The sequence below is a fragment of the Candidatus Taylorbacteria bacterium genome (genome assembly GCA_039934295.1).
Lineage (GTDB): Bacteria > Patescibacteriota > Minisyncoccia > Phycocordibacterales > HO2-43-120 > HO2-43-120.
This window is the reverse complement of the sequence record JBDTMN010000001.1, coordinates 66,677-84,279: the sequence shown is the minus strand read 5'-3', so window position 1 is coordinate 84,279 and position 17,603 is coordinate 66,677. Positions and strand designations below refer to the sequence as shown.

Sequence of the window (17,603 nt, the reverse complement as noted above, 5' to 3'; positions counted from 1 at the left end):
ACTAAATTTCAAGCGCGTCGCCGATTTTAATTCCGTTTCGTCTTACAAATCCGGAATTCACTTCCAATACGTAGTAAGATTTTTCTTTCGGTGCGAACGAGTTTGGAAAAGACTGGGGTGTGGCATCTTCCACAATGTCCGTGATTTTGAAATTTGAATCGAGCCAAAGAATATCTATCGAAAATTTCATATCTTTCATCCAGATATAGTTAAAATCCGGATGTTCAAAAACAAAAAAGAGTCCCTGGTCTTTGGGGAGCGATGCTCTTCCGGAAAGACCGAGAGTCCTTTCATACCCTGTGACAGCTTCTTGAAGAATAATGGGCGTCGAGCCAATTTTTGCCAATAGGAATGGCTTTGACGCAAAGCTTTTCACTTGATTTTCAAGAGATTCCCCATTCGCATCCATCGAAAAAATATTGCTCTCTTTCAAAATCAAAGACGCGCTCCAGAGGATAACAATGATGAGTAGTATTGAAAATAAAAACTTTTTCATGTCTACAGTTTATCATAAATCCACAAAAATGACCTTTTTTACAAAATGTAATCCTTGATTCCTAAGCGCAAATCGGAGACAAAAAGTATCTCTCGGATAACGCGTGATGAGGACTCAAGATTTACGATTGATGATGTAGGATTAAGAATTGGAGACTAAAGATTAAGGATACAAGATATAGGATCTAGGATTTAGGATTTAGGATTAGGGATTAGGGATTATGGACTCCGGACTAAAGATTAAGGATACAGGATTTAGATTAAGGATTTATTTCGTTTTTTAAGATATTTTTTGTGCTTCCAATAGCAACTTGAAGTACGCGATAGCGTGATTAAAGTTGCATAACAGTTGGCTGTAAAGCTAGCGTGATAGTCAAATTATGAATTACTATTTGCTAATGAATGCCGAAATATCTTTTAAACTTTCTGTCATTTTCAATCTGCTCAACAATCATGTAGAGAAGTGACTCGCCCACACCATAATGTGCTTTTATTAAAGCGACAAGCTCGTTGCACGGATAAGGATAAATGTATGCGCTTTTCTGAATCTGAAGAAGTCCGATTTTTTGTAAAAGACTTCGAAGCTCATCTCGCGTTCCCTTTCTTTTCTCCTTAATATCAAAAATAACAACCCTCCATTTTTTATCCCATTTCTTCGGTATCTTGATTTTAAATTTCTTCAGTTCAATTGCCGCAAAGAGGGCTTCCCCTTTCTTCGAGAGACGGAGAGTCGGACCATTTTCGGTTTCAGACTGTAAGAGTATCCCTTGCTCAATCAACCTGTGTCGAGCGCGTGATAGAGCAGTTAATTTTCTATGACGCATTTTTTTATCAAGATTTCCAATTTTGAGAATTTGAAAAATATTTGGAGCAAGCGCCACTAACGCTAGAGCCGCTGCCGCTCCCACGGAAGCAATCACCGCACTTTGAATTTTAGAAAGTCGAACGTCTTTTCTGATTCGATCTTCCAAATCAGAGAGACTCTCTGACACCTTTTCGGAATGTATAACCATATTTTGATGAGTAGTAGATAGCCTTAGGCAAGCCTGCAGGACCCTACTTTAAGCTTTGCGTTAAACAATGAACCAATTAACCTGTATACTTTAACCACGCTATAGCGTGCTTAAAGTATACACCTCGATACATTTTTATTGCAATTTTATGTAGAAAACGGGATAAATTTATTCAGACTTCAATCAGCTGGGGTCAGGCTTTGGTCAGGCTTTGGTCAGGCTTTGGTCAGGCTTTGGTCAGGCTTTGGTCAGGCTCGGATTACTTTTATAGCTCCGTTTTTTATTGAAATCAAAGACGATGCTTTGCCGAAAAGCTTCCGCCCTTCGAAATAGAAATCCACGCTGTCGCCAAAATATTTTTTCGCTTCTGAAATATTGCGGGCAGGCTCCGAAGCTTCCGGGTTTGCGGAGGGAGCAACCAACGGCCCTACATCGGCCAAGAATTTTCTTAGGGCGGGAATGTTTGGCACTCGGAAAGCAATCGAGCCTTCTCCCCTATCGAGGTATCTCCATTTTACTCCAAAAACGGGAAGAATGACACTGGTGGGTCCCGGCCAAACAGTTCTTAAAATTTTTTTAGTGCTCTCGTCTACACTAATTCCAAATTTTTTCAGTTCTGTCGCGCTTGAAATCAAAACAATAAGCGGTTTCCGGCTCTGTCTTTTTTTGAGAGCATAAATTCTCTCCACCGCCTCCTCTTGAAGCGCGCTTCCCACAAGACCATAGAGAGTGTCGGTAGGAATCACTCCCACCCCGCCTTTTTTAATAATTTTTTTTATTTCTCGGTCAAACTCTTTTGAAGTAATCATCGTTATCTCATTCTATCCCGTCTTACCCATATTGCCAATTTCTGTTAGGATGTTGAGGTATTTAGGATGGTTCGCATGGTGTGAGATGCGAATACATGGAGCATCGCAAGACTCTGAACGTTTTGTTTCAAAATGTGAAGAGTGTACAGCTCCTGTAAGGAGATAGTGCGCAAAATTTGACTTTGTGTTTATCTATATTACGGCTGAGGAATGCCAGAGCGGTTAAATAGCTACAATGTTCCCGATTTACCTAAGAACAAAGTGATTAGTAGTAAATCGCAATCCAGATTCAAGGCGGAGACGTCGCATAGTGGCCTAGTGCGCTCGCTTGGAAAGCGAGTAAGGAATAAAATCCTTCGCGAGTTCAAATCTCGCCGTCTCCGCCTTGAATCGGGAGAAAGGTGGCAAGGGAGAAATTCCTTCAAGAGTTCAAATCTCTCACCCTCCGCAGGTATTAAACTTGTTGCAATCCTGCTATTTCAATCTTATGAATTTCCTTTTCCAACCTAAGAATATCTTCGAAATCTGACATTGCAGTTGTGTCCTCCCATAAGAGCAAGCGTATCATTCCTATTGCATAGTTACGAAAAAAAATGGCGTGAGGAAGAACCTCGTATTCTTCTTTGTTAAGAGGACGTAATTTCTCATATTCCTTTAAATAGTATCTCATAGCTTCTAATCCTTGATCATTTAAAATATTCCAAAGGGTAAAACCTAGACAGACAATTACTGGGGAATATTGAACGTCTTCAAAATCAACAATCCCATTTATTTTATTGTCTTTTGTTATTACATTTCCGTCGAAATCTATATCTAAATGGTTGTAGCCGTGCGGAAGTTTAGGACTAAGTAGGTAACGATACGATTTTACCCTTTCGATAAAGTCTACTATTTTCTTGTCCTTGCTAATAGGATGATTGTGAATCTTTCCAGCTAGTTCATCGTGTAAATCTTCCCACAATTTCTTAGGCTGTTTTTTTGTTTGGGCATAATTTATTCCTAGCAGATGCATTTTAGCTTGAAGAGTAGCCAGTTCCGACATCAGTTCAAGAGAAGGATGTGGAGTGATGCTTTCCCCTTCTATAAATTCCGAAAGAATACTCTGCCATCGTTTTCCCTCTATCTCCGTAATGGTAAGCTCGTCGCCTAAATTATTCGGATAAATCAAAGGAATTGGGATACCTTGCGCTCTTAAGTAATCTTGAAACTGTATTTCAAAGATAATATCGCTATCATCTTTTCTATCAACTGCATAAATTCTCAAAACGTATTTCGTATCTTGTGTTTCTATAATCAAAGAAGTGTTCGATATTCCTTCGCTCACAGTTTTAAAAGTATAATCGAAAATAGCAAATGATTTCAGAATTTGCGAAATAGTATCTTTAGTAACTGAAATTTGATTTTTGGGGTCTAGTTTTTTCACTGTGTCATTATATCAAAGGGATTAGAAAATGTTGATGTAAAACTATGCTACACTCCTTGAAATGAAGGCAAAAAAGCGTCATTTGTTGGTGAAAATTGTGCTCGGTTTATTTGTAGTATAATTAAGACATATGAAAAACTCACTAAACGATTTTATTGTCCCAGTTCTCCTTGTGGCTATTGCATTGACGGTAATAGGCTGGAGTGTATATATCTATAAAAACAGAACGGAAATGCCTTTCGTTTCCAATACCTCTAAAGAATTACTGATTGTTCAAGACCGTGGAGGTTTATGTCAATACGGAGGGTGTTTCTCGACAATCATAATCAGTAAGGACGGAACATTTGCCACAGAAGATGGTAGCGGTAGTAAAAAGAGTGGTAATTTGGGTGCTAGTGAAGTAAAAAATTTACAGAATCTAATTGAAAATAGTAATTACAAAACATTACGAAAAACGCCTTTTACCGATATCTGTCCAACAGCTTATGACGGTTCAGAATTTACTTATAAATTTCAAACATCGCACGGCGATGAGATAATCGGAAGTTGTACGACAAAAATTGATTCTTCCAATCCTTTATTTCAGGAAGTTCAGAAAATTCTAAATTCTATCTATTCCTATAATTAAGGGAGCAATCCCCGCCGTTTTATATGTTTCCTCAAAACGGCGGGGATTTGCGTGCGCAAAATTTGACATGAAATTTAAAAAGGAATTCCGCGAACTCATTTTCGGACAAAACTTGTTTTTTTAATGTTGAAACGATTTCGGCATTTTTACTATGTTGGTAAATAGCGCACTCCAAACTATGCTACACTCCTTGAAATGAAGTCAAAAAAGCTTCGTTTGTTGGTGAAAATTGTGCTCGGTTTGCTCGCGATAATACTCATCGGCTTGTGGTCGGCGAATCGTAGCTTGGATAGTCTTTACCAAAAAGCGCAGTCGCAAATCGTGCTTGACCGCAATGGAGAAATAATCTCGATTAGGCCGAATAGTAAAAATTATCTCGCACTCTACGCCACCAGCACCCCGGAAAGGGTGGCGAGTCTGCTCCTCTCAAAAGAAGACCGCTTTTTCTACATGCATCCCGGATTAAATCCGGTGAGCATTATCGAAGCTGTCTTCGGCAAACTCGGTCTAGGCAATCGGCGCGGCTCCAGCACCCTCAATCAACAACTTGTCAAACTCCTGCTTGAACAAGAAACCGACCGGAACCTGCCTAACAAATTGTCTGAAGCGTGGGACGCCTTTGCATTTAATTTATTCCACAGGAAGTACGAAACCCTGCTTGCATATCTCAACACCGTTTATTTCGGCAACCAGTTGCAGGGATTCCAAACTGCAAGCCGGGGCTACTTTGAGAAAAACCCCGAAAACTTGAGCGACGAAGAAATTCTCCAACTCCTCACATCTTTAGGGAACCCGAGCTTCAATAATCCCCTTCTCGGCAACAATGTTGAAACGGCACGAGCTCTTGCGAAAGAACTCGGTATATCGGTAATCGATGAAAATTTTGTGAGTCCAGAAAAAGCGGGGAAGAATGTAAGCACCTTCTTAAACCAGCCAAACTTCTTTGAAATCGAGTCGTTCATTACGAAACAAAATGAGGACGCAAAAAAAATCGCACTCACGATTGACCAGCCACTCTCCAATAAAATTAGAGAAATTGTGAGAAGCAATATGCCCTCGCTATACAATCGAGATGCTCACAATGTGGGGGTTGTGGTGCTGTCCCTTCACAATAACGAAATCTTGAGTCTCACTGGAAGCCCAGACCCAAAATCAGAGAGGTTTGGCCAGCAAATCAATATGCTCCTTAAATCTCGCCAAGTTGCCTCGACCATTAAGCCCTTGGTTTATGTAAACGCCTTCGCTCGAGGACTTCGACCATATACACTCATTAACGACAAAGAATACCGCTACGTTACCGCCGACGGAAGGACTCTCTATCCTAAAAATTATGACGGCAAATATCACGGCATTGTTACCGCAAGTTACGCCTTAGCAAATAGCATCAACGTGCCGGCAATTAAAACTCTGGAATTTTTTGGCGTCAATCGTTTTGCTGATTTTCTCCGCAGGGTTGGATATTCACAACCAAACATTGTGGATGAGCATCAGCTAGGCACCGCGCTCGGCACAATTCCAATGACCTTAATTGAGCTCACTCATTTCTACACCATTTTCGGCAATGAAGGCAACATTGTTCCGCTTCACTTATTCAAAGACGCCACGCTAAATCAGAAAGTGTTTGTGGGCAAAACCATAGAGGTCATTGACCCGCCTTACATTCAACTAATCAATAAAATTTTAAGCGACCGCTACCTCGGCATTGACCAATTCGGCTACACGAGCGACCTGAATTTGCCCGTCCAAAACTATGCACTCAAAACAGGTACCTCTGATGATTTTCGTGATAGCTGGGTCATAGGATATACGCCCGACTTTATTGTTGGTGTCTGGGTTGGTAATGCCGACAATACTTCGACTAAACAACTCTCCGGCCAGAGTGGTGCGGGAGAGATTTGGAGTCGGGTCATGCAACTCATGCTCGCAACTAATTATTACAAGCAAAGCACATTCAATTTCAATAAAATTGTTCCCGTTACTATTGAGGGCAACGAAAGTTTCGGCCTCCCGGGTGATGATGTTTCGAAGTCGAGAAATCTTTTACTGAATAGTGAATAGCGACGCTCCGGTGCGGCCGAAGTTCTCCGGGTTATACATTTCGGAAACTTGCGCAGGCAGTTGCAGATACGTCCCCGGAATCAAGGCTCGGACAAAATAATCAAACTCGTAAGTGCCAGGCGAAAGTTCGTCCATAAAGAGAGCGGCTCGGTCGTCGCGAAGTTCCTGATGATTGGGCATAAGCCTAGGATTTTTGACCTCTTGCGAAACGTCCTTCAAGGTTTGGTCTTCGGTTGCGAGACTGGTGTCCACAATTTCAGTACCTGCGGGAATAAAATCTTCGAGCACCACCTGACGCCTCGTTACCGGCACGGTAATCTCCAAATGCTCCCGCACCACCTCGCCAATCGCGGCATTTGAGACCGGCTTCTCGGACGCCGTGTCAGAAAGAGTGTAGAAATTGCGCTTCACCGCTATGCCCTCATCCCGAGGGGGTAAAGTACCCGCCGGCAAGTAATACTTGAAAGCGAGGTCATAATAAATGTTGCCCTTGTTGTTAGCACTCGCACTCGACTTCCCAAACGAAACGGTGTTCAAGCCTCCAAAATTAAATTCGCTTAACGGCAAGAATTTAGTAACCTGCGTCATGATTGTTTCTGGAGTAAAAGCAAACTGGTCAATCACTTTGTCATTGACACGACGCTCCAGAGTAAATGTTGACTTGGTTTCCTCCTGCCAGTTCAAATAATTTGTGATTGCAGTTATGGCATCGAGCGTGTATTGCGTCGAGCCCCATGCTCCATCTCTCTCGCGAGAGGCCGTGAGCCATCGCAGGAGGTTCGGCAATTCGACACCTTTATCGCGCTCAAGGGTAAGAAGCGAAATGTATCGAGCAGTGTTGCTCACAGCGTTGTCATTTGCAAAACCAAAATAATTTCCGGAACCGTCGAGAAAGGCGCCTCGCGAATCAATCACGAGCCTGTTAGCAAGCATTTTGTCAATCTGCGAGGCGAAGGATGGGAAGAGCTGGTATCGGCGCAATAAGAGTCCCATATTCAAAAGCCGACCGCTGTCAATTTTTTTATCTTTAAGAGACTGCTCTATCTCGCGAGAAAGATCCTGACTGATTCCCACATTATTTCTAAATTCTGCCCGAGTAAAGAGCGCTTCGGCAAGCGCGACAATATCACCAGAATCAAAACGCGCAACATTTTTTGGATCCCTATAGTATGTATACAAATATGTGGCGGCCTTACTCCATGCATCAGCGTTTACCGAGTAGCCTGCACTGCTAAGTGTCGAAAATGTATTGACTGCTTCCAAGGTGGCGGAGTAGCTCGACTGCCTGTCGCCCGCCCACAAGTCAAAACCACCATCTGAATTTTGCCGAGCATAGATAGACTTGAGCCCCTCGTTTACTAATTCATCGAGGGAGTACTCTCTATCATTGTAGGTAATCGTCGGCGCTTTAGCGGATGTTACATTTGGAAGCGCAATCGCCTGCTTGTAGAGCGCCACCCCTCGTATGCGACTTGCGATTTGCTCGGTGCATCCATAGGGATAGTCAACAAGGAATTTCACCGCCTCCGGCAAAAATATCGCCAAGGTCGCCGAGCTCCGCATCGTTACCCCACCAACGCCTGCACGTACCGAATCGGGAACGTAAATCACTTCCGTTTGAGAGGTTTCGGTTTGCCCCGCGGTGGCTGTAACCTCGTAGGACGAATCCGAATGGACGGGAAAACTGTCGTCAACGATATCGGAGAGACCGGAGCCATTCGCGTTTATTGAGTAATTGATTTTCGTTATTGAGCTGTCGGAAGGCAACTTCATCGGCCAATACAGCGTCATCGAAGCGCCAGCTTTAAGTGACAGAGATTTTGACGCGACCGAACCCGGCATAAGCGTGAGCGCGGGCGCGCTTACGCTTACTGTGCCAGAAAAGTCTTTCTCGCTTTGATTGAAAATCGTGGCTCCGAGAGAAAATTGGTCGCCGACAACGACGAACCTCGGCCTCAACTGATCCACCATGAGCAGTTTATTGGTGGTAAATTCGTTATAAGCCACTCCCACCTTGCTGTCCCCGGTCATTGCCACCGCCTCTCCTTGCCACGTGGTGAGATTGTCCGGCAAAGTAAATTTGACGACAGCATGTCCCGCATTGTCGGTCACAATATTTGACTTCCAGAACGCGACTTCCTTGAAGACGCCTCTGCGCTTCTCGCCGGTTGAACTACTACCGCTCCCGCTTCCGCCCTTTCCGCCTTCATCCAGTTTAATTTGCTTCAGCAGATTTTTGAAATTTGAATATGTTTGCACCGTAAGTGGCACATGACCGTAAAATTCGGAGAGCGGGTCTTTCTTGGGATTACCGCGGAGTGCCAAAACGCTCATGTCCACAACTGCAAGCGACGTCTCTGCCACCACCCCGCGACCACTCTCATCGGTGGCATTCAATGCAAGGGTAACAGGGTCTCCGGGGTTATATGATTTTTTATCGCTCTCAATCGAGAGATTAATTTTCTTTTGCCCGCTCGCGACCGTAAAGCTCTGACTGCCGAAGCGCACGGTGCGACCGGGGGCGTACGCCACCACGCTTACGTACACATTTGGATAATAGTTGCCGACGACCGGAAATTGATAACGGGTAAGCGAGCCTACAATATCAATGACTTGGTACTCGAATATCTTGCCTCGCTCAATGGTAACCAGTGCCTTGGCAGACCCTTCCGGCATCTTAATCAAAATCTCTCCGGTGTCCCCGAGCTTAAGGTCCTCTTTATCCGTCACTAGCTCAAGACTGGTTTCATCGTCATTTCCACGCACCGAGACATTTCCCCCGCCATAGAGATAAAACCAGGAGCGACTGCCTACCGCCCTACCACTTGAAGCCCTGACCTCTGCCTCATACTCTCCTTCGCCCGTAATCGTGAGATTCAAACTCGCGTCGCCATTGCCGTCGGTGCTCGGATATTCAGTCTTCACAAGCTCGCGCATGCGCTCCCAGGAGTAATCAAACTCCCCCAAACCGCGATCACGCTTGGTCGAGACCCAATTGACGCGGTACACGTCAACCTTAATTTTGCCAAACGAAGTGACTTCTCCATTTGATTTGACTGACTTCAATTTAAGCGTCACCGGCGCGCCCGAAGCCACGAAGGACTCGTCAATTTTACTGCCGAGATACACCGGTGCCGCGTGCAGAACGAAAGACGCTTGAGAGCCGATGCTGTGACCCTGCTGATTCTCAACCGTGGCGTCAACAATAATAATTTTGCTGGTTGCATTCCCTTCCGAGGAAATACTCTTGAGGTCGGGCTTGAGCGTGGCAACGCCTTCATCGTCTAGTGTCGCCGTGCCACTTCCAATATATTTGTCGCCGTAATAAAAACTGTCGCCGTTAACATCATCCGACAAATTGTTAAAATTGAAATATTCTTTTGTGTACTTATCGAAGTAATAGTATTGGCTCAACGTTCGGTACTTCACCGACGCCACGGAGAGAGGCACCCCGAAATAATACTCGGCTTTGATATTCACTTCAGGCTGTTCTCCCATTAATAGTTCGTCGCTCTTCGTTTTCATAGTCACTTTGAAGGCGGCCGGAGCATAATTTAAAACCTCGAAATAGCTACACTGATTGGCGACACATGCCCGATACGAGCCGAGCGCAACCGAAGGGTCAAGAACAAAACTCGTGTTGATTGAGCCGAAGCCCTTTGTGGTCAGATTTTCAGTTTTAATTATCGTATCCGCCGAGTCATACACATTCAAGGTGAGACTCTGCCCCACAGGTGCTTCGTAAAAGCCGTCATACCCGAGACGGTAATACCCTTTGAGATTAATTTCCTGCCCCGGCCGATACAGAGGCTTATCGGTATAGAGATAGAGATGCTTAATATTTGCCGCGGACTGCGCGTAATTGAGCCGATTATTGTCTCCGGAAATAATACTGCTGTCAGCTCCGTAAAAGGCAATCGCCACATCAGCACCTATAACCGGAGTAAGAAATGCGACGCCTTCCGTGTTGGTGACGGCACTCCCTACAACCGCGCCTTTGCGATAGAGATTTACCGTTGCTCCGGCAATCGGAATGCGTGTTCCCGCATCTATCACCCAATACATATTTTGCAAACTCCCCAGTTGGTCACCCCTCAAAGTAAGGGATTCGTATTCATTTTGAGCGAGCGGAGTAATACTCTTCTCGGTAACTATCAAATTGGTGACAGAGACAAAGTTGCGGGTAGGAAATCGCTCGCCTTCACTATCCGATTTTTTTAAGAGCGGACTGTCGAGAGAGACGACAAAATTCCCGACCGGATTGGGATAAAAATCTTTGATGTCGAGGGTGAATGAAACCTTCCCCGATGTCTCGGTAGGAAGTGGAATTGTCTTGCTCACGCTTTGCTCACACGAAGGGAGTGCGGCATCTCTCGAAGCATTTTGGGCCTGAAAATAAGAGAGAGCGCTCAATTTGCAAACAGTTGCGGTTACTTCCCGGAGATATTTGGCGGCATAGGTTAGTTTAGTCTTCTCGGGAGTGGTTACGGCTTCAAAATCTTGAAAGCTTTGCAAATCATAATCTTCCGCGCGAATCGCCCGACTAGTAAAAGAATACGCGCCATCAGCTACTCCACCAAAGACATCTACAAAATGAGTTTTGAGATTGTAAATCTGGCTCGGAAGAAGCGCGCCGGAAAGCGAAGTTTGAAATTGTCCAACCGCACAGTCCGAGCTCGCCTGGTTCGACAAAAAGTATGAGCCTCCCCATCCCTGATCGCTAACCTCGGGGGTGGACTCGATAGCGGGCTTATCGTCGGCGGGTTTTGCAAGCGGATTATTGGAGCAGACGCTCACGCTTCCTAAACTATCTTTACTACCCACTTTGAAGATTACGAGTGGCGGAAAAACAGTAAGGTCAATGTGCTCCGCGCGGGAAAGCAATGCTCCACTTCGCGAAGTGATGTTGTTAAGCGCGACTTGAATTTTATCCCCCGGCTTACTACTGTTACTCTTGAAGGACACTATTACTTGCGACTGGTCCGCCACCTTCACGCATTCGAGAGCGTCAGTCTGACACTTCTCTCCATATACCACGTTTGCAACTTGCGCACCTTGAATCTGGCTTTTGCCGAGGTCAATGTCCTCATAAAAATTGAGAATCAAAGTGCCGGTCGGGTCAAATCGCGCAACACTCGACTCGAAAGTTCGTGGCGAAGAAACTTGAATTTCCTTAATAATATCGTCAACGGAATAAGAAAATGTTTGCGATTCAGTAAGGGCGATATCGCCTCCAGACGCAGGATACGCTTTATTTATAGCAACTTGGTAGTTGCGCCCTGGCTCCCAATTTCTGGCTCCCGCCGGATAGAGCGCGATTGTAGTCTCGTCTTCCCGACTCGCGCCCTGTTTGGCGTCAGTGCTCAAAACTTGTCCAAACTTTGCGGTAAAAGGAATTCTTTTCTCTCCGTCACTGATGGAAATCTCTTGAGCGGTTTTCGCAAGGTCAACCGGCTGATTGAAGCGAATGAGAAACGGTTGATTGTAACCGCGAACCGCCGACGCCTGATAATCCTGCGCCCCAGAATAATAACCCAAGTGATACGTGCTAAAAGTAGAATCACGAGGCTTAACAGGTATGCCCTCCATCGAGACGAGACCGCTTCCTACGCTTACAGTATAGTGAGCCGAGGAAATAAGGGCGTCGGTGGGAATAAATTGCAACGTGTTCGTGCTAATCCATTTGAAACGACCGGGGGTGGCCGGCTTCACGGAAATCGGAGGAGTGTCCGAGACAAATTGGTCGAGACGACCGAGCGGAACCATGGGACGATTGAAGACAACGCTAATCTTAGTGTTAGGCAAAACTTCGTCGTCGCCTGCAGGCAGTATTGCAAGCACTTCAGGATCAGCGACCACGAAAAAATCGGAGCGCAATATTTGTCCGCCGATATTCACCGCGACCGCGTAATGCTTATTCGTATCAAGTGCGCGAGCGGGCTGAAAGTAAAGTGTCTGAATTTTCTCCGCGGCATTGGCTACTGGGACAAAAGAACCGTTTCTCTCTTTCAACCATTCCCCTTTTATCGCCGGGTCGAAACTCACACTCTGTGAGAGACTCGCAAAATCGGTAGTTGTGGCATTCGGAATCTGAACCATAATCGCCGCCGAGCGAGAAACTTTCTCGGGCACAAGGCGATATGCCGCTTCATAGTTTTGAGGGGGATGAAAAATCGGAGATGAGCGCAAGTAGAAAAAGCCCCCGACGACAATAACGAGCGCCAGTGCCACAAAAATCAATCTTTTTCTGTTCATGAAAATCACTCCAGATATTTTGCTTTATTTATAAGATGTTCTCCTAAAGTATGACTGTAGATTGTATGCCCATCCAAGGCGCTCAAGTAGTACCAGAAAGGGCTCTCTGTGGGATCGAGAGCGGCTTCCAAACTGGCAAGACTTGGATTGCAAATGGGGCCAAAAGGCAAACCCACGAATTCATACGTATTATACTCAAGTTTTGTCTGGCGAGTCAAGAAATAATTGCCGGTGCTGTCAACCTGAAGGGGTAGTTTGTAGTCGAGGCGTTTCCAAAGAATTCCTGCAACCATTTTCTTGTCCTCTGGCGTTTTAACTTCTTTTTCCAAAATTGAAGCCATGATCACAACCTCCTCGAGACTGCGTTTCTGAGACTTCCCCGTGAGGTCTGGAGAAAAGTGAAGGTGAAAATTATCCGTCATGGTCTTCACTATTTTTTCAGTTGACTCTCCGCTTTCAAACAAATATGTATCGGGATACAGATACCCCTCCAAGCCGACCTTGCTTTCGCTTGGCATGGTGAGGCGCAAAAATTCATCCGATTTGGCTACGCCTGCGCGACTTAATAACCTTGCAATATCATTTACGGTAAACCCGGGAATAACGGTAATCGCAACTGGCGCAGTCTTGCCCCTAACCAATAATTCCGCGATACCGCTTTCATCCTCCCCCGCGGGAATTAAATATTTCCCCGCCTTAATCTCCCTGAACTTGCCCGACAATAAAAGGGGGAAAACGAACCGTGCCCGTCCGTAAATCAATCGCGCCTGCTTCAAATTGTTCGCCACTTGAAAAACGGAGTCCCCGCGATTGACCGTGAAATACGTTTGAGGTTGAGGAGCTACTTCATGAGGCCAGAAAATAAAAGCACCCACAATCGTTGCGAATACAAATCCGCCTATGACAAGCGAGCGTTTATTCAAACATTTATCCAGATTTTTCATCAAATAAAAAAATTAACGATGTCAATTCCAGCTTCCGGCTTCACTGAAATTCCATCAGCAACCCCATAGTAGCACAAAGATAGTTTAGCGCTTAACTCATTCTTGTAACCTGTTTATTCCACCATTCGCGCGAATGGTGGAATGATATTCTACCTAAACTGAGTGAGTTATGAACGATCAAGATTTCTGACAATCTAATAAAAAAGCGTGACATGTTTTCATGCTACGCTTGAGCCGAAGATCACCGATACTTTAAGGCGTGACTTAGAATATTTCGCCCTGCAACGAGGAACATCGTGCTTCCATGGTCGGCACCGGGGTAGACGGTACAATGCAAGCGCCCACCTATACTTTCCTGCTGTTTCTTGAATGAATCAGCCAATTCAATACCATGATGGTATCGTATCAACATGTCATTCGTGCCGAGACAAATGTTGACATCAAATTTCGGTAACCCTGCAATAGAGCGTATCGGACTGAACGAGGATACTTTCTCCTCATACTCCTCCGCATTCCGAAGCCCTGACCTTTTAACAATGTGGCCGGTGAGGATACTATCCCATGCCGATATTCCCAGCCGTCCGCCCCCGACAAGCGAAACTATTTTTTGGAGCGATAGTCCGGCTTGACTGGCCAATCGAACCCCAAAGACATTCCCGAGACTGATTCCGAGTATCTTTATGGCATGTCCCCGTTGGTCTCTTGCGACCTCCATCGGTCCAACCGCCTCTGAATAAATTTCATTCAATCCATGAAGCGTCTCAAGCGGGTCCTGCTTTATCAAGTTGAACGAGGAAATCGTGTAAACATAAACTGTGCCTTCTCTTGGAAGTAGCCCCTTCCTCAAGTATAAATTTTTGCTGACAATGCTCGGGACGAAACAGAACCAGCTCGTCGGTTTTTCATCATAAAGAATGATCTCTGGCTTCCAACTTTTGGGCGGTTTGAAATAACCCTTCCTGCATTTTCGAAATGCATAAAATCTGTCAATGATGCCGAACATCTTTACCTCCTCTTTTGAATTGTTAACTGATGAAAAACTATCAGATTAGTCAAATTAAGTCTAGGTATCTCGCATCTATTCCCTTATTCCACCATTCGCCCGAATGGTGGAATGATAATACTTATACTTAAGTAGCTACGTACAAAAAAATAAAAAAAACCGAGGAACGTTTGTTCATCGGTTTGTTGGTCTGTTGGGTATGCCGTATGGACTCTTACTATAGAATCGTCTGAACCCATTGAAACAGGGCGACCTTCTCCTCATCTCCCTGATTATGGGACGCAATAAATTCAAGGCCGATAGCCATCAAGTATTGAGCGAAGAGGGACTGGGCAGTCTCAATGCCAGCACCACTAGCGTCAAGGGACAGGTCGAGCTCTCTGAGAGCGCGAGAATCAATCGCGGTTACTGCTTCCCGCGCCGAAACGGCTTTTGGGCACCTCTCTAGAATCCGCCCAATCGCCATTTTGAATTTCCCGCCTGATGCCTTGTCATTGACCAACGTCTCAAGACCATGCATTTGGCATTCTTCAAGAATATACTCGCGCGATGCAGGGTCATGGAATTTCGTATCTTCGCGAACCGGATGGAGGTATCCATGACCAAGTTCGTGGTAAAGGAATCCGGCAAATACTGCCGGCGGATGATCAACCGCGTGCATCATCATACCCCAGTCGCTCCTCCAATAGATTGAAAACGGAGCGTCCATTTGCGATACGCGATCTTTTGCGATAAAGGTCAATTCCGGCGCTTTGCCGATGAGTTTTATTTCCACATCGCTCATTACGGCAACTGAACTGCGCCCGTCAATCGCTAAAGTGACATAAAACGTCTGGAAGTGCCTACTTACCTCTTCGGCAAACGGTGAGACTGATTGATATCGATTGATGACTTCGTGCACGAGAGAGAGTCTATTGCTCACAATCTCGTGCAGTGCCCCCTGTTCCCTCGAACCTGGCACCCTCTCGAGCCACCAGTGGTCAACGTTGTTCGCTTTCTCTTCAAAATAGCGCACCTTGAGAAGACGCAGGTTGTCATCCGGAGTTTTTGCTGTTCGGTAATCAACGGGACCATTTATAAACACCGCGAAGAGAGCTGTAAGAACGCCAAAGAGTGCGAGCATTATGATGGTTTTGGCTCCTAACTTTGTCGGTTGTTTCTTTTTCTTCTTTTTCACAAAGACCTTTCGTTTCTGGTTAAATCCGCAAATCAATTCGGTAAAACTATAATAATGTATACACTATTTATAGCTTCTTGTCAAATAGCACAGGTAATGCGCCCGTAGCTTACGACTACATGAAGTTCACAGATGGCTCATGGAGTTCAAAGAAAAAACTAGCTGAAAAAGAAAAAAGGTGGTTGATGAGGTGAGGGTTTAGTGGGATAATAATCATTATTAATAATTTAACTTTTAAATATGGAAAATCAAACATCTCAACAAATGCAACCACCTGAAATGCCTCCATCTGCTCCGCAAACAATTCCCCCCGAGCCAGCACATATAGGGAAAATATGGAAAATTATCGGTATAATTTTAGGAAGTGTTATCGTAGTATTCTCACTTTTAGCTTGGTTGGGTTCATATTTAATAAAACGAGATGAAAATTTATCAAATACTTCTGAAAGTAGTACTCAAACTAATCAATCAAATATGAGTACACTTAAAACAAAAAAAATAAATTTTCCAACTGCAACTTATAAAGAATTTGCGTTCAGTGATAATACTGATAGTCTGGATCCAAAAATTGCAGCTCCTAATGTTACAGAATACGGCACTCCACATTTAACAATAGTAGAGAAGAATGACGGCTATGCCACAGTCAATGCAAATTTACTTGCTGCTAAAATGAATGTTCCATTGGGTTGGGAAAGTATGGGAGGGTTTGATCCGTTAGATAAAATTTTCTTTTATCCTAAATACGGCGATTCTGCCGATGGCCACTTGCCTTTAACTTTTATTGCATTAAAAATCCTCGATAGTTCTGGACTTGGCGTTTCTGATTTTAATTCTGTTATGCAGAAAATTGATGGTTTTATGGAAGAATCTGCAGCCAATGACCCCGCATTTAAGAGCAGAGTTTCATATACTGACCAGGCTAATAAAACATTTGCTTTTGAGGTCAGAGGAGCAACGCATGCTGTTTCAGGAAAACCACAGGGAATTTTGGATATTTATATGCAGGATCCAAATCCCGGTTCGACATTATGGGCAGATTTACAACTAAGCGTACCCGATGAACAATTTGAAAAATACAAAGGCTTAGATGGTTTAATTTACAATGATTTGCAAATAAATTGGACTGACTTGGAACAAATCGTAGCTCAATCCAGATAGGATGATGAAGGAAAGAGGGTGGTTGATGCTATAATAATTTAGTGAGATAAAAATACAATGAAATTTAATGTACCGACAAAAATTTACTATGCAATAGTCGCAGTTGCTCTTATCTTCTTGGGTCTTTTGTATCTCTGGACCAATGGTTTTAATGAACGAGCTTTTTTTAATCAGTCAGGCAGTAAGGATTGGATCACATATACCAACACGCAATATGGTTTTGAGTTGAAACATCCAGCAACTTTTGTTTTAAAGGAATCAAAAACTGGCTTAAATCTTGATTTCAATGAAAAATGTCGTCAAGTGCGTGAAGAGAAATTATTTCCTACTGGTTGCCCGGGTGTGCAGGTTTTTGTTCACAAGACAGGTAAATATTCTATGGGCAGTGATGACAACCCTATTGCAATCTTGAGCAACGGGATTGAATGGAAAAAGATAACTACAGAGGACGCAGAAATAATGGCGTTTATGGCATTAGCTCAAACATATGAAAATGGGCTGTGGTATGAGATTTCTGTCGGATCAAATTTAGCCGACAAGGAAAAGAGCGAAGGTATTTTGGAAGGAATATTATCGACATTTACGTTTGTAACTACTACGACACAAGTGAAATCGCAGTAAGGTAGCTCGTGGTATAATT

12 protein-coding genes and 1 tRNA gene are annotated in these 17,603 nt (G+C 44.3%); 5 read left to right on the top strand and 8 right to left on the bottom strand.

All coding sequences use genetic code 11. The features are described 5' to 3' along the window. Position 1: 1 nt before the first annotated feature. The 3 genes from ABI430_00435 to ABI430_00425 all read right to left on the bottom strand — a co-directional run bounded on the left by ABI430_00435 (position 2) and on the right by ABI430_00425 (position 2,317). Positions 2–496, bottom strand: a complete 495-nt coding sequence (locus ABI430_00435) for a DUF192 domain-containing protein (GenBank protein MEO8637353.1) — start codon at positions 494–496, stop codon at positions 2–4. Between the two features lie 394 nt (positions 497–890). Then, positions 891–1,508, bottom strand: coding sequence for a hypothetical protein (locus tag ABI430_00430; protein ID MEO8637352.1), 618 nt, complete (start codon positions 1,506–1,508; stop codon positions 891–893). Positions 1,509–1,756: 248 nt separating this feature from the next. Beyond that, positions 1,757–2,317, bottom strand: a complete 561-nt coding sequence (locus ABI430_00425) for an L-threonylcarbamoyladenylate synthase (GenBank protein MEO8637351.1) — start codon at positions 2,315–2,317, stop codon at positions 1,757–1,759. Positions 2,318–2,613: 296 nt separating this feature from the next. Between ABI430_00425 and ABI430_00420 the strand changes: the two genes are divergently transcribed. Further along, a tRNA-Ser gene (locus ABI430_00420) sits at positions 2,614–2,700 on the top strand. A 71-nt stretch (positions 2,701–2,771) separates the two neighbouring features. Here ABI430_00420 and ABI430_00415 read toward each other — a convergent pair. Beyond that, positions 2,772–3,740, bottom strand: a complete 969-nt coding sequence (locus ABI430_00415; GenBank protein MEO8637350.1) for a phosphotransferase — start codon at positions 3,738–3,740, stop codon at positions 2,772–2,774. Positions 3,741–3,870: 130 nt separating this feature from the next. On the opposite strand from ABI430_00415, the gene ABI430_00410 reads away from it, so the two are divergent. Together ABI430_00410 and ABI430_00405 are read left to right on the top strand one after the other, a co-directional pair. Further along, a complete protein-coding gene (locus tag ABI430_00410; protein MEO8637349.1) occupies positions 3,871–4,368 on the top strand; it encodes a hypothetical protein in 498 nt (165 codons plus the stop codon). A 195-nt stretch (positions 4,369–4,563) separates the two neighbouring features. After that, positions 4,564–6,426 carry a transglycosylase domain-containing protein gene (locus ABI430_00405; GenBank protein MEO8637348.1) on the top strand — a complete coding sequence of 621 codons (1,863 nt, stop codon included), beginning with the start codon at positions 4,564–4,566 and terminating at the stop codon, positions 6,424–6,426. Here ABI430_00405 and ABI430_00400 read toward each other — a convergent pair. From ABI430_00400 to ABI430_00385, 4 genes are all read right to left on the bottom strand, one after another. Beyond that, positions 6,409–12,681 carry an alpha-2-macroglobulin family protein gene (locus ABI430_00400; protein MEO8637347.1) on the bottom strand — a complete coding sequence of 2,091 codons (6,273 nt, stop codon included), beginning with the start codon at positions 12,679–12,681 and terminating at the stop codon, positions 6,409–6,411. The genes ABI430_00405 and ABI430_00400 overlap by 18 nt on opposite strands. A gap of 5 nt (positions 12,682–12,686) precedes the next feature. Continuing rightward, positions 12,687–13,625 carry an endolytic transglycosylase MltG gene (gene mltG, locus ABI430_00395; protein MEO8637346.1) on the bottom strand — a complete coding sequence of 313 codons (939 nt, stop codon included), beginning with the start codon at positions 13,623–13,625 and terminating at the stop codon, positions 12,687–12,689. Between the two features lie 241 nt (positions 13,626–13,866). Further along, positions 13,867–14,628, bottom strand: coding sequence for a hypothetical protein (locus ABI430_00390; GenBank protein MEO8637345.1), 762 nt, complete (start codon positions 14,626–14,628; stop codon positions 13,867–13,869). A 217-nt stretch (positions 14,629–14,845) separates the two neighbouring features. Then, positions 14,846–15,805, bottom strand: coding sequence for a hypothetical protein (locus ABI430_00385; GenBank protein ID MEO8637344.1), 960 nt, complete (start codon positions 15,803–15,805; stop codon positions 14,846–14,848). Positions 15,806–16,045: 240 nt separating this feature from the next. On the opposite strand from ABI430_00385, the gene ABI430_00380 reads away from it, so the two are divergent. Then, positions 16,046–16,963 carry a hypothetical protein gene (locus tag ABI430_00380; protein ID MEO8637343.1) on the top strand — a complete coding sequence of 306 codons (918 nt, stop codon included), beginning with the start codon at positions 16,046–16,048 and terminating at the stop codon, positions 16,961–16,963. Between the two features lie 57 nt (positions 16,964–17,020). Further along, positions 17,021–17,584: a hypothetical protein gene (locus tag ABI430_00375; GenBank protein ID MEO8637342.1), complete on the top strand. Its 564-nt coding sequence runs from the start codon at positions 17,021–17,023 to the stop codon at positions 17,582–17,584. Positions 17,585–17,603: the final 19 nt, after the last annotated feature.